The sequence below is a fragment of the Allobosea sp. 01N443 genome, assembly GCF_056399325.1.
Genome location: NZ_JBFTRC010000074.1, coordinates 1 through 13,008, shown reverse-complemented (window position 1 = coordinate 13,008; position 13,008 = coordinate 1). Strand labels below are relative to the sequence as shown.

Annotated in this window: 12 protein-coding genes; all 12 read right to left on the bottom strand. The window is 67.3% G+C overall.

The features are described from left to right. Positions 1 to 59 precede the first annotated feature (59 nt). On the bottom strand, positions 60 to 1,070 hold the full coding sequence (locus AC1DRP_RS18710) for an aldo/keto reductase (RefSeq protein ID WP_476769244.1): 1,011 nt from the start codon (positions 1,068 to 1,070) through the stop codon (positions 60 to 62). A gap of 37 nt (positions 1,071 to 1,107) precedes the next feature. Then, entirely contained in the window at positions 1,108 to 1,350 is a 243-nt protein-coding gene (locus tag AC1DRP_RS18705; RefSeq protein ID WP_441507952.1) for a hypothetical protein, read from the bottom strand. 79 nt (positions 1,351 to 1,429) lie between these two features. Next, positions 1,430 to 4,078: an AMP-binding protein gene (locus tag AC1DRP_RS18700; protein ID WP_476769261.1), complete on the bottom strand. Its 2,649-nt coding sequence runs from the start codon at positions 4,076 to 4,078 to the stop codon at positions 1,430 to 1,432. 307 nt (positions 4,079 to 4,385) lie between these two features. After that, complete coding sequence (locus AC1DRP_RS18695; RefSeq protein WP_441504517.1) at positions 4,386 to 4,790, bottom strand: leucine zipper domain-containing protein; 405 nt, start codon at positions 4,788 to 4,790, stop codon at positions 4,386 to 4,388. 188 nt (positions 4,791 to 4,978) lie between these two features. Then, a complete protein-coding gene (locus AC1DRP_RS18690) occupies positions 4,979 to 6,151 on the bottom strand; it encodes an acyl-CoA dehydrogenase family protein (protein ID WP_441488414.1) in 1,173 nt (390 codons plus the stop codon). Next, positions 6,148 to 7,380, bottom strand: coding sequence for a dihydrolipoamide acetyltransferase family protein (locus AC1DRP_RS18685; protein ID WP_441504518.1), 1,233 nt, complete (start codon positions 7,378 to 7,380; stop codon positions 6,148 to 6,150). Before AC1DRP_RS18685 ends, AC1DRP_RS18690 begins: the two co-directional genes overlap by 4 nt. 2 nt (positions 7,381 to 7,382) lie before the next feature. Further along, on the bottom strand, positions 7,383 to 8,165 hold the full coding sequence (locus tag AC1DRP_RS18680; protein WP_476769243.1) for an enoyl-CoA hydratase/isomerase family protein: 783 nt from the start codon (positions 8,163 to 8,165) through the stop codon (positions 7,383 to 7,385). A gap of 17 nt (positions 8,166 to 8,182) precedes the next feature. Beyond that, complete coding sequence (locus AC1DRP_RS18675) at positions 8,183 to 9,157, bottom strand: alpha-ketoacid dehydrogenase subunit beta (RefSeq protein WP_441504519.1); 975 nt, start codon at positions 9,155 to 9,157, stop codon at positions 8,183 to 8,185. Continuing rightward, the gene (locus AC1DRP_RS18670; protein WP_476769242.1) at positions 9,157 to 10,170 is read right to left on the bottom strand and encodes a thiamine pyrophosphate-dependent dehydrogenase E1 component subunit alpha; all 1,014 of its coding nucleotides are present in this window, start codon (positions 10,168 to 10,170) and stop codon (positions 9,157 to 9,159) included. The genes AC1DRP_RS18675 and AC1DRP_RS18670 overlap by 1 nt, the downstream gene beginning before the upstream one ends. A gap of 123 nt (positions 10,171 to 10,293) precedes the next feature. Further along, the gene (locus tag AC1DRP_RS18665; RefSeq protein WP_476769241.1) at positions 10,294 to 11,400 is read right to left on the bottom strand and encodes an MmgE/PrpD family protein; all 1,107 of its coding nucleotides are present in this window, start codon (positions 11,398 to 11,400) and stop codon (positions 10,294 to 10,296) included. Between the two features lie 18 nt (positions 11,401 to 11,418). Continuing rightward, on the bottom strand, positions 11,419 to 12,150 hold the full coding sequence (locus tag AC1DRP_RS18660; RefSeq protein WP_441504522.1) for an ABC transporter ATP-binding protein: 732 nt from the start codon (positions 12,148 to 12,150) through the stop codon (positions 11,419 to 11,421). Next, positions 12,147 to 12,899: an ABC transporter ATP-binding protein gene (locus AC1DRP_RS18655; RefSeq protein ID WP_441488420.1), complete on the bottom strand. Its 753-nt coding sequence runs from the start codon at positions 12,897 to 12,899 to the stop codon at positions 12,147 to 12,149. Before AC1DRP_RS18655 ends, AC1DRP_RS18660 begins: the two co-directional genes overlap by 4 nt. Positions 12,900 to 13,008 lie beyond the last annotated feature (109 nt).

The window sequence follows — 13,008 nt, the reverse complement described above, 5'->3', positions numbered from 1 at the left end:
TGTTTGCATGCCTTCGATTTTTCATCCGGCGAGACGGCAGCCGTCAGCTGCCTGACATGCTACGCGCCGGGCAAGGGCGCGTCGGGATGGACCAGCCCGGCCTCCCGCAGCTCCCGCCAGAACGCGGCAGGCACCACCTCCTGCAGCGCAGCCCGGTCTTCGGCGATGCGGCTCGGCTGGCTGGCGCCGGGGATCACCGCAGCGACCGCGGGATTGGCGAGCGAAAACTGCAGGCCGGCCGCCTTCATGCTGACGCCGTGGCGGTCGGCGATGGCCTTGATGCGCGCGACCTTGGCGCGGATCTCCGTCGTCATCGGTGCGTATTCGAAGTTCGGGCCGCCGACCAAGGCACCGGAGCTGTAGGGGCCGCCGACGACGATGCCGAKCCCGCGCTCGGTGACCAGCGGCATCACGCGCTGGAGGGCGCGCGCATGGTCGAGCAGCGTGTAGCGTCCCGCCAGCAGGAAGCCGTCTGGGCGCGGACCGTCGAGCCCGAGCAGCAGCTCGATCGGCTCCACCCGGTTGACACCGAGGCCCCAGCCCTTGATCACGCCTTCGTCGCGCAGCCGGTCGAGGGCCCTGAAGGCGCCCTTGCGCGACGCCTCGAACACGCCGAGCCATTCGTCGCCGTAGAAATCCTGGGCGACATCATGGACCCAGGCGATCTCGATACGATCGGTCTTCAGTCGCTTCAGGCTGTCCTCGATGGACCGCAAAGTTGCGGCCTCGGAATAGTCGTTCACGATCCTGTTGGGGCGGCCATGCTTGAAGACCTCGCCCTTCTCGCCGAGATCTCGCGCACTGACATCCTCGATCTCGTCGAGGATGACGCGGCCGACCTTGGTGCTGATGACGTATTCGTCGCGCGGCCGGCCATTGAGCGCCTCGCCCATGCGGATTTCGGCGAGGCCGGCCCCGTAAAAGGGAGCGTTGTCGAAATAGCGGATGCCGTCCTTCCAGGCAGCCTCGACCGTTGCGAGCGCCTCCTGCTCGGGAATGTCGCGKAACATGTTTCCAAGCGGGGCGGCGCCGAAGCCGAGCTTGCCCGGAAGAATATCCTTGAGTGACATGGTTTGATCCTTTCGTTGGAATGCCCGGTCGCGTCAGTCAGGCAACCCGCAGGGCGTCGAGCACGAACGCACAGCGGTCCGCGAGGTCGGCAATCCCTGCATGGTACAGGATTTCGATCCGGCACAGACGCGGCGGCTCGTGACCATCGCAGCGAACAGCTATGTGGTTGCGCCCGGCATCAGGCTGCGCCTCATGCTCTACGGCACCGATCTGGCCGAGACCGGCGCCATCTCCGGCACGGCTGCGATGGTGCTGGGTCGCATCGTCGGCCAGCGCCACATGAGGCCGGGATGCCTCGCCTGCGCCGATACCTTGAGAGCGTCGCCGCTGCCGAGGGAAACGTCCACCGGAGGTTGCCCTATCCGCCGCTCGCCAGGAAGGCGTGCTCGATCAAGGGGCGGTTATGGCCGAGGTGCGGTTCAATCAGCATATCGAGATGCCCGCCGACGATCGGGACCACGTTCAGATCGGTGAAGAGCTCGCCCCAGCCCAGATCTAACGGAACGCCGGGCCGTCGGCATCGAAACAGGGTGGCGGCTATCGGCAGCGCGGTTTTCGGCTGGCGGAGCCAGTGGTCGAAGGCGCGCATGCGCAGCACCTCCTCGAGCTCGAGGCGCAGAATGAAACGTGGCCGGGCGAGGATCTCCCATTTCAAGCGCTCGATGCCGCTGGCGAGCTGGGCCTCTGCGCCGAAACGGGCAAAGATCTTGGCGACGGCCCGCAACATCATGCGATCGATGGTCACCCGGTGCGCCCGGATGCGCTGCGCCGTGCGGGCCAGGGTCTCAGCGTAGCTGTGATGCCCGGCGCCGATATTGGTGTCGAGGATTCCCAGGAAGGTGACCGACCGGCCCGCCGCGACGAGCGTGGAAGCAACCTMGAAGGCGACGCCGCCGCCCAGGGAATAGCCGATGAGCTTCACATTGCCCTCGGGCTGGGCATGGTTGATCTGGTCGACAACGGCATCGACCATCCGGGGTATCGTTCCCTGTCCGGCCAGCAGGTCCTTCAGGTTCTCGTAGCGCACGGCGACAACCCGGGCGACCTTGCCCATCTCCAGCCCGAAGGCCGCAAGGCTAGGGCCGTAGCCGATCGATCCCGGCACGATGAACAGGACGGGCCGCGTGTCGGAGGGGGCAGGCGGATGTCTCGTCGCCTCGTCGCCGGACGCTGCCCTGACGATATCGGCAAAACTCATGTCGATGGTGAACAGGTCCAGATCGAGTTCCCGCCCAAGCGCCTCCTCGAGTTCCATGACGAATTGCAGCAACTTCAGGGAATCGCCACCCGCTTCATCCCAGCGGCTGCCTGCCGCTCCCTTGCCCTGGAGTATCCGTTCCCAAAGGGTCCCGACCACCGCCTCGACAGCATGAGGGTTTCCCATTTGTCGGGATTCCGGAGCGTCATCGTTGTCCTTGGGCGGGCGCAGCCCGCCATCCAGCTCCCGCAGCCGGATACTGTCGATCTTCCCGCCCCGAAGCCGTGGCAATTCGGCAAGACTATGCAGCCGCGTCGGATGGACGGCGGCCGGCAGCGACCGCCTGATCAGCGCGCGCAATTCTGGAATCAGGTCCGTGCCCGCCTGTTCGGCGGGAACGACAAAGGCCACCAGTTCGTTTCCGTCCGTCACGACCGCGACGGCATCGCGGATGCCGGGCGCGCGCCGCAGGACAAGTTCGAGTTCGGCCGGCTCGACGCGCCGTCCATTGATCTTGATCTGGCGCCCTTTGCGTCCAACGACCCGCATCAAGCCGGTTTCGTCCACTGTGACGAGATCGCCCGTTGCGAAGAGCCGAAGCTGCGGATCGGGCAGGCCCGCCTGAAGCGGGAGATTTCTGCCGCGTTCCCAGTATCCAAGGGCGACGTAGCTGCTGCGGAGCAGCAGCTCGCCCTCCTGCCCTGGAGCGACCGGATCTCCGTTCTCGTCGACCACGGCATAATCAACGCCGGGCAGGACGAAACCGACCGGAACCGTTGCACCCTGTTCCGGATAGTCCCTCGGCAGGAACCACTGTGTTCCCGTACTCTCGGTCGACAAATAGCTGATCTGGATGAAGCAGGTCTCCGGCACCGCCGCGCGGAGGCGATCGATATCGGCCCAGAGCACCCTTTCGCCGCCGACCCGCACCACGCGGAGCGAGGCAAACGTGTCGGGCTGGGCGCCATTCATCAAGACGCGCAACAAGGCAGGCACGAGATAGGCGACCGTCACCTGCCAGGTCTGGAAATGCTCGCGAACGGCGCGAATGCCGGCGCTCTCGACATCCAGCAGATACAATGTCGCGCCGCAGAGCATCGGCGTCATCATTTCCCGGCATCCCGCGATGGTCGCAGGCCCGGTCAGCGGCATGAAGACATCATCGGGGCCGATATGGCCGGCGTTTACATATTGCTGAACACGCTGGAGGAGCGCGCGTTGGCTGTTGACCACGCCCTTTGGCGTTCCGGTGCTGCCCGATGTGTAGAGAACGATGGCCGGCGCATCGACGGAGATCTCGGATTGCGACAGCGGGACCCTGCCAGGCGGCGCCTCCGCGAGACATTTTGCCGGGTCGATCCATTGCAGCGGCACCGCATCCGGCCAGTCCTGCGGTTCGCCAGGGCCGACCCTCACGATGGCCTTTAGGCGCGCATCCGCCGCAATGGCCGCCAGGCGCGGCACCGGGTCCCGCGGATTGAGCGGCACCGCGGGCCTGCCGGCGCGCATGGCAGCCAGCATGGCCACCGGGTACCAGAGGGCGTTGCCGAGAAGCAGTCCGACCGTCTCTCCGGGCGGGACCGCATCGGCGATGACGGCGGCGAGGATCTGAACCGCGTGCAACAACCGCAGAAAGGTCAGCGATGTCGTGCCGTCACTGAGCGCGATCTTGTCTGCGTGCTTCTGGACAACCCGTTCCAGATGTTCGAACGCCGGTGCGTCCGAAAAATCGTCGCTCATCTCTGCGAAGGGATGGCTGGTGGGGCCGTCCCTGTCGAGGGCGCGCGCCGATGCCCCTGCCCAGGCCACATCGTCCAAGATGCTGTTTCGGACGGTCGTTGCGTCCTGCGGCCTCCCATCACCTGGAATGGACCGCACGGCATGAGAAGGCGAACCTTCTGAACGTCGGCGCCCGATCGCTTCCAACATTGCCCCCATTGTTGACCGAGTTCTGCCGCATTCTGCGTTGCCGCTGCGGCAACGGCATCGTCAGAACGAATGAACCCGACGGGGGGCCTGCCGGCGGCGTTCGCATCTCCTCAAATCCTGTTCGGGCGTGGCTCCCCGGCTGCCGGTGCTGGCCGGACAGCCCGCATCGCATCGGTGCTCAGCGCCCCTAGATGTGGAGCGTCAACAGGTTGTCCTCGTCGCGAGCGAGTCTGCTGATGGGTGTCTTGGCCTGGATTCCGCCGTGGGGGCGATGCCAGTTGTAGTGATGGAGCCAGCGCGGCAGCTCTTCGGCTCTGCGCTCTGAGTGGCCGCTCAGCCGCTGGCGCCGCAGTGCGATGATCTGCTCGACCTGGCCTGCCGGCGTCGGGCGATGCAGCCGGTGCGGACGCGACGAGCGGTCCGCCAGCCCGGCCATGCCCTCGGCGGCGAAGCGGGCGATCCATTTATGGACGGTCTTGAGGCTGACGCCGGCCGCCTTGGCGATCACGCCAGAGGCCGTGCCTGCCGCCGCCATGCGCACGATCCGCTCTCGACCCAACTGCGTCAGACGGGCATTCTTGTGGATGTTCATCCGGTCCTCCTTCGATGGAGACTGAAGCTTCGCAACCTCAGCTTCCTCGCTCGGGACCGGATGGACAACCTATTGAGAGCTCACACCTAGATCATCAGACAGGGAAATCGTATCCGGTCCGATGATCTAACCCTTTGTGATGGCATCRGCTTTCCCGAGAACCGCAATCCACTTTTCGGGCCGATGCCCTAGTAGGAGCGCGGCAGCCCCAGGTCATGCTGGGCGACATAGTTGAGGATCATCTCCTCCGAGACCGGAGCGACGCGGAACAGGCGCGCGTCGCGCCAGAGCCGCTCGACATGGTATTCCTTCGCATAACCCATGCCGCCGAGGGTCTGGATGGCGCGGTCCGTCGCCAGCCCCGCGGCGTGGCCGGCAAGCCATTTCGCCATATTGGCCTCGCTGCCATAGGGCTTGCCCTGGTCGTAGAGCGCCGCCGCCTTCTGGTTCATCAGCCTGGCGCATTCCAGCTGGATATGCGCCTCGGCGAGTGGGAACTGGATGCCCTGATAGGAGCCGATCGCCGCGCCGTTGAAGATCTTGCGTTCGCGGGCATAGTCGGCTGCAAGCCGGATCGCGAGTTCGGCCGTGCCGACCAGCCCGGCCGTGGTGACGATGCGCTCGGTGTTCAGCACGTCGAGCAATTCGCGAAAGCCGCCATCGAGCGTGCCGACGAGCTCATGCCCCTCGACGCGCACATCCTCGAAGAACACGGCGCTGGAGGGCAAGGTGTTGGTGCCGACCTTCTCGATCGCCTGATGGGTCAGCCCCGCCCTGTCGACATCGATGAGGAAGAGACTGATGCCGTCGGTCTTGCGGCTGACCTCCTCGAGCTTGCGGGTGCGCGCGACGACCAGCATCTTCGTAGCCTGGGGCACCGCGGTGATCCAGATCTTCTGGCCGTTGAGGCGCCAGCCATTGCCGTCAGTGCGGGCGAATGTCTTGAGCGCGAGCGAATTCGTACCGGCATCCGGCTCGGTCAGCGCCATCGCGAACAGCGCGTCGCCCGCCACCAGCGCCGGCAAGAGCTCGCGCTTCATCGCCTCGGTGCCGAAGCGGCTGATGGTCACCCCGCCAAAGACCGGATTGCACATGAACATCTGGCTCAGCGTCGACCCGCCGGCCGCCGCGCAAAGGTTCTCGACCGCGATCGCGACTTCGGCCATGCCGAGCCCGGCGCCACCATATTCCTCCGGGATCGCGATGCCGCAGAGCCCGGCCGCGCAGATCTCGCGCCAGACGGCGCTGGGAAATTCCTTCTTCGCGTCGAGCTCGCGCCAGTAGTCCAGGCCGAACTTTTCGCCGACCCGCCGCGCGGTTTCCGCCAGCATCTGTTGCTCGTCGCTGCGGTCGAAATTCATGCTGGCCTCCGCTCCGCCGCGCGCTGGCGCAGCAGCCGCAACGGGTTTTCAAGGGTGTTGACGATGTGATCGAGGAAGCGCGCCGCCCGCACGCCGTCGAGCACGCGGTGGTCGCAGGAGAGAACCAGACCGATTTCGCGCCGCAGGCTCGGCAGGCCATTCGCATCCGGCCGGAAGACCGGCTTCTGCGCCGCGACGCCGAGAATGGCCGACTGGCCGGGATTGATGATCGGCACGAGATGCGAGGCGCCGAACATGCCGACATTGGAGACAGAGATGGCGCCGCCTTCGAGCTCGGCGCTCGCGAGGCGTCCGGAGCGGGCGCGGGCAACGAGATCGCCGCACCCGTCAGCGACCGCATCCAGGCTTAGGTGGCCGGCCTCACGAAGCACCGGCACGAGCAGGCCCCGTTCGCTGTCGACCGCGAGCCCGACATCCGGACTGGCGAGCTCGATGATCTCGTCCTCGGCCCAGAGCAGGTTGCAGGCCGGCATCTCGACCAGGGCCCGGCCCACCGCCGCCATGATGAAATGCGTGATGCTCAGGCGGGTCTGCCCGCCGCTGCCGTTCAATTCCTCGCGCAGGTCCAGCAGCCGCGAGATATCGGCCTCGGCATGAACGTAGAAATGCGGGATCGTCTGCTTGGACAGGGTCAGCCGGCGCGCGACGATCCTTTCCATGGTGCTGGCGGGGCGTCGCCGGTCGGACGTCGCTCGCACGGCCGGAGTCGGTCGGGCGTTCGCCTCGGTCGGTGCGATGGTCGCTGCCAGAGCCGCCTGGACATCGGCCTGCTTGATCCTGCCGCGCGGGCCGGAGCCTGCGACCAAGGCCAGGTCCAGGCCATGCCGGCGGGCGATGCGCCGCGCCAGCGGCGTCGCGATCACGCGATCCCCCGCAACTGGCGCCGGCACGGACACCGGTTCCGGTGCCGGCTTGGCCGCGGTCATCTCCGGAGCTGCGGCCTTCTGCACCCCGGCAGCCGGGGCCGCGCCGGCCCAGGTTGCGAGCACGGCGCCGACAGGGACCGTCTCGCCTTCCGGGATCAGGATTTCGCCGATGCTGCCGGCCTGCTGGGCCTCGATCTCGGTCGCGATCTTCTCGGTCTCGACGATGAACAGGATGTCGCCGGCCGCAACCCTGTCGCCCGGACCGACGCGCCAGGACGCGAGCAGGCCCTCGGTCATGGTCAGGCCGAGCTTGGGCATCACGATGGGGGCGGCGCTCGACATGGTCACACGCCCCGGAAGCTGGCTTGGCGCTTCTGCAGGAAGGCCTGGCAGCCTTCATGTGCGTCGGCGGAATCGAGCACGAGGCCGATCATCGCCTGCTCATGGCGCAGCGCCGAGGRCAGCGGCATATCCGCACCGTCATTGAGCGTGCGCTTCAGGAGTTTCAGGACGAGCGGGGATGTGGTCGCGATGCTGGCCGCAAGCGCCAGCGCCTGGTCGAGCAGTTCGGCATCGGGCACTACGCGGTTGATCAAGCCGAGCCGCTCCGCCTCGGCCGCATCGATGCGGCCGCCGGTGAACATCAGCTCCTTCGCCCGGCACAGCGGGATCTGGCGGATCAGCCGCTGAGAGCCGCCTGCGCCGGGGAACAGGCCCAGATTGATCTCGGGCAGGCCGAACTTGGCCGAGCTCGCGGCAAGGCGAATATCGAGGCAGAGCAGCAATTCGGTGCCGCCGCCCAGCGCCCAGCCGTTCACCGCGGCGATCGTCGGCTTGTCCAGCGTCTCGATGCGGCGGAAGACGCTGTGCAGCCGCTCGCCGAGCTCGAGATAATGCGGCAGGCCCTGGCGGCTATCGAGATCGGCGATATCGCCGCCGGCGACGAAGGCGCGCTCGCCGGCTCCGGTCAGGACGACGACCTTGACCAGCGGATCGGCCCCGGCGCGGCCCACGGCCTCGTCGAGCGCCGCAAGCGTCGCCATGTCGAGCGCATTCAGCGTCGCTGGCCGATTGATCGTGATCAGGGCGGTGGCGTCACGGCGCTCATAGAGAATGCTGTCGGACACGGGTGTTCCTCTCGATCTCAGGCGAGTGTGCGGCGCACGGCTTGCACCACCCGCTCGGCGGAAGGCAGGTAGGCCGTCTCCAACCCCTTGGAGAACGGCACCGGCATGAAGGGTGCGCCGACCCGTACGATCGGCCCGTCGAGTTCGTCGAAACCGATATCGGCCATCCGGGCGACGATCTCGGCGCCGACGCCAAAGGCCTCGACGGCCTCGTGCACCACGACGAGGCGATGGGTTTTGGCGAGCGAGCGCAGGACGGCCTGCTCGTCCCAGGGCTGGATGCTGCGCAGGTCCAGGATTTCGGCCTCGACGCCCTCCCCCGCGAGCTGGGAGGCAGCGGCCAGGGCCGTGTGGACGGCGGCGCCATAGGCAATGATGCTGACATCCCTGCCCTCGCGCAGCGTCGCCGCCTGGCCGAGCGGGATGACCGGCAGCTCGGCCGGCACGTCGGCCTTCATGGCGTAGAGCGCCTTGTTCTCGACGAAGACGACCGGGTCGGGATCGGCGATCGCCGCGCGCAGCAGGCCATAGGCGCTGGCCGGGTCGGAGGGGCAAACGACCTTCAGCCCCGGCACATGGGCAAACCAGGCCTCCAGGCATTGCGAATGCTGGGGGCCGGCGCCAAGGCCGCCGCCATGCGGCGTGCGCAGCACCATCGGCACGGAGCTCTGGCCGCCGAACATGAAGCGCGCCTTGGCTGCCTGGTTCACCATCGCGTCCATGACCAGCGTGGTGAAATCCATGAACATGATCTCGACGACCGGCCTGAGGCCGCTGAGCGCGGCTCCCACGGCGGCACCCGCGATCGCGGCCTCGGAGATCGGCGTATCGACGATGCGTTCGGCACCGAAGCGCTCGCGCAGGCCGCGGCTGGCCCCGAAGGCGCCGCCGGCCTCGGAGACATCCTCGCCGATCAGGATGACGGTGGGGTCGGCCGCCATCGCGTCGGCCAAGGCGAGGTTGATCGCCTTGAGATAACGAAGCTCCGGCATCAGTGTGCCTCCATCCCGGCTGGCGCCGCTGTGTAGACATCCGCGAGCGCAGCCTCGAAACCGGGGCCAGGTGCCGCGCGCGCCGCCTCGACCGCGGCATGAATGCGCGCCTTGACCTCTTCGGTGATGCTGGCCAAGGCGTCCTCGGCGATGCCRGCCTCAACCAGCTGCGTCGCGGTGATCCGCAGCGGGTCGCGTTCGCTCAGCGCAGCGAGGTCGGCGGCATCACGGTATTTCTGGGCATCGCCCTCGAAATGGCCACGCACGCGCGTCGTCATGCATTCGAGGATGCGCGGGCCGTCCGCCCGGACCTCGGGCACGATCCGCGCGGCGGCCTCGGCAACGGCAGCGACATCGTTGCCGTCGACCAGGACATGCGGGATCCGGTAGGCGGCGGCCAGATCCTTCAATGCAAAGGAGAGCTGCTTCGAGGTCGGCAGGAATTCGCCCCAGCCATTGTTCTCGCAGACGAAGAGCATGGGCAGCCGCCAGAGCGCCGCCATGTTCAGGCATTCATGCACGAGGCCCTCGGCCAGCGCCCCGTCACCGAAGAAGGCAACCGCGATCGCGCCGTTCTTCTGCGTCCGATGCGCGAGCGCGCTGCCGAGCGCGATCGAGAGCCCGGCCCCGACAATGCCGTTGGCGCCAAGCATGCCGACCGACATGTCGGCGACATGCATCGAGCCGCCGCGGCCGCGGCAGAGCCCGGTATCCCGGGCCAGCAGTTCCGCAAAGAACCCGTCGAGCGAAAGCCCCTTGGCGATGGCATGGCCGTGGCCGCGATGGGTCGAGGCGATCGTATCCTGCGCCGTCAGGGCCGCCATGACGCCARCCGACACCGCCTCCTGGCCGATGCTCAGATGGATGAAACCCGGCACCTCGCCATCGGCGAACATCGCGCTCAGCCGCTCTTCGCTGCAGCGGATCAGCACCAGCGAACGATAGAGCGCGAGCAACCCGTGGGCGGCGTTGTGGCCGGCCGGCGCGACGGAAGGGTCCAATGGTTCTGTCATGAAGCTCTCAATCACCAGGAGTCGCATTTAACATAAAATGATTTATGAGTCATAATTCATTTTTTGAGAATGCAACTGCTTCGATGCCAGGACGTTGATGCGAAGCGGGTCACGCCAAGTGGATCACGCCGGGCTACGCCGCCCGGCGCCGGCCTTCGATCTCCGAGAAGAGCCCGACGACCTCCGGTCATAGGTCGTCATCTGCCGCGTGCTCGGCGCGCCGTGGACCAGGGTCGTGGCAATGCAGAACGGAATGCTCATCAGCGTGCCTGAAATCGAGCTGAACGGGCCGGTCGCATCCATGCCGGCATAACCGGTCTCATAGGGGTTCATCCGCACGCGCACCGCCGCGAGCGGCCTGCTAGCCAGCACCTCGCGCAGGGCGAGCGCACCGGTCACCGGCGTCTGGTTGAAAGCGCAAACCGGAAAGGGCTTGAAGGTGACGCGCAGGATCGCCCAGTCGCGGCCGAGGCTGGCGGCGAGACCGGCCGGCGCCTCCACCCCGGCAAAGCTGCGCGCGAGCCCCGCCCTGCCCTCCACGGCATGCGGCGCGGAGACCGAGCCGGCCGCGGCAAGCTCGGCGGCGGCCAGGCCGTTGCGGGCGACGATGCCGACCTGGTAGCGCCATTCGTCGGTGCCGTCGGCAAAGGATTGCAGGACGCCGCCGGTGAACGAGACGGCATTGGCCAGCGCTGCCGCGAGCGTCGCCTCGTCAAGCTCCATCAGCGTRCCGGCCGCAGCCGCAGCCGCAACGGTGCCATAGGTCGCGGAGGAGCGGAACCCGGCCGGCGTCGTGCGGCCGGCGAAGGCCTGCTCCAGCAAGCCGCCAGCCTCGTAGCCCGCGACCAGCGCCGGAAGCAGCCTTGCAAGCGGATAGGCCCTGGCCTCGATCATCGCCAGCAGCATCGGGATCAGGATCGTGCCGAAATGCGCCGCCCCGCAGGTATCCTCCTGGGCCCGGCCATGGAACAGCGCTGCATTGGCGAGGCAGGCAGCGCCGATCGTGCTGCGCCTGCCATCGCCGAGCAGGGTCGCCCCGTGGGCGATCTCGCCATCGAGCGCCAGGGCGGCCTTGCGCGCCACCGGCGCATAGGGCGTATCGAAGCCATTGACCGCCATGCCGAGCGCATTGACGAGGCAGGACCGGGCCTTGGCCACAACCTCGGGCGGCAGGGTCTCCGTGCGCAGCTGCACGACAAAACGGGCGATCTCGCGGGTGAGCGTCGGCACGAGCAATCTCCTGGGCGATCAGAGCGCGAGATAACGCTGGCGGATGTCGTCATTCGCCTTCAGGGCCGCGATCGAGCCCTTGAAGACGATCTGGCCCTTGTCGATCACGGTCGCGTCCGTCGCGAGGCCGAGGCAGAAATGCATGTTCTGCTCGGCGATCAGGATCGTGACGCCGGTCTGGCGCAGCGTGCGGATCAGCTCGCCGATGCGCTGCACGATGATGGGCGCGAGGCCTTCGCTGGGCTCGTCCAGAAGCAGCACCGAGGGGTTGCCCATCAGCATGCGGGCGATCGCGAGCATCTGCTGCTCGCCGCCTGAGAGGCGCCCGGCCATGCGCTGGCGCAGGGGCACGAGCAGCGGGAACACCTCGTAGATGCGTTCGAGGTTCCACTCGTCCCGCCCATCGGGGCCCTTCTTCGCGGCGATCAGCAGGTTGTCCTCGACGCTGTGCTGCGGAAAGACCTGCCTGTCCTCGGGCACGAAGCCGAGCCCGGCGCAGGCGATGCGATGCGGTTTCTGGCGCGTCGTCTCGGCGCCGTTCAGGCGCACGCTGCCGCGCCGCGGCGGGGCAAGACCGGCGATCGCCTTCATCGTCGTGCTCTTGCCGGCGCCGTTGCGGCCGAGCAGCGCCATGGTCTGGCCCTGCTCGACGGAAAAGCCGACACCGAACAGGATCTGGCTCGCCCCATAGAAGACGTCGACGCCGGACAGCGCGATGACCGCAGGGCTGGTGACGGAACCGCCGCTCATGCCGCCACCTCATGCTCGCTGCCKAGATAGGCCTCGATCACGGCCGGATTGGTCCGGATCTGCTGCGGCGTGCCTTCCGCCAGAACCCGGCCATAGCTCAGGACGCGGATCGACGGGGCGATCTTGAAGACGATGTCCATGTCGTGCTCGATGAAGACCACGGTCATCTTCTGCCGTTCCCAGAGCTCATGGACCTTGTCGATGACGCGCCAGCGTTCCTCGGGGCCCATGCCGGCGGTCGGCTCGTCGAGCAGGAGCACGCGCGGCTCGAGCACCAGGGCAAGCGCGATATCGAGCAGCTTCTGGTCGCCATGCGAGAGATTGGCCGAGAGGATGTGGCGCTTGTCGTGAAGCCCGACCATCGCGACGCAATGGCCGGCATGGGCGCGCGTCGAGGCGAGCGGGAAACGCGTGCCGAGGCGGCCCGCGTGGCGGTGATGCGCGGAGACCGCGGCCAGCAGGGTTTCCTCGACCGTCAGCGACGGGAAGATGCTCGCGACCTGGAAGGCCCGCCCGACCCCGCGCCGGACGATCTCACCGATGCTCAATCCGACGAGGTTCTGGCCATCGAGCCGGATCTCGCCGCTATCGGGCCGGATCGCCCCCGAGAGCTGGTTGAAGAAGGTGCTCTTTCCCGCGCCGTTCGGCCCGATGATCGCGGTCAGCGAGGCGGTCTCGAAGGTCAGCGTGACGTCGTCGGTCGCGCGCACCCCGCCAAAGGCCTTCACCAGATTGCGGATCTCAAGCATCGCTGCCGTTCCCCGGATCGCGGAAGCCGCCATAGCTGTGCCAGGAGGTGCCCGCGAGCCAGCCGCAATCGACGGGAACGTCGATGCCCGTGATCGCGGACGCGTCGGG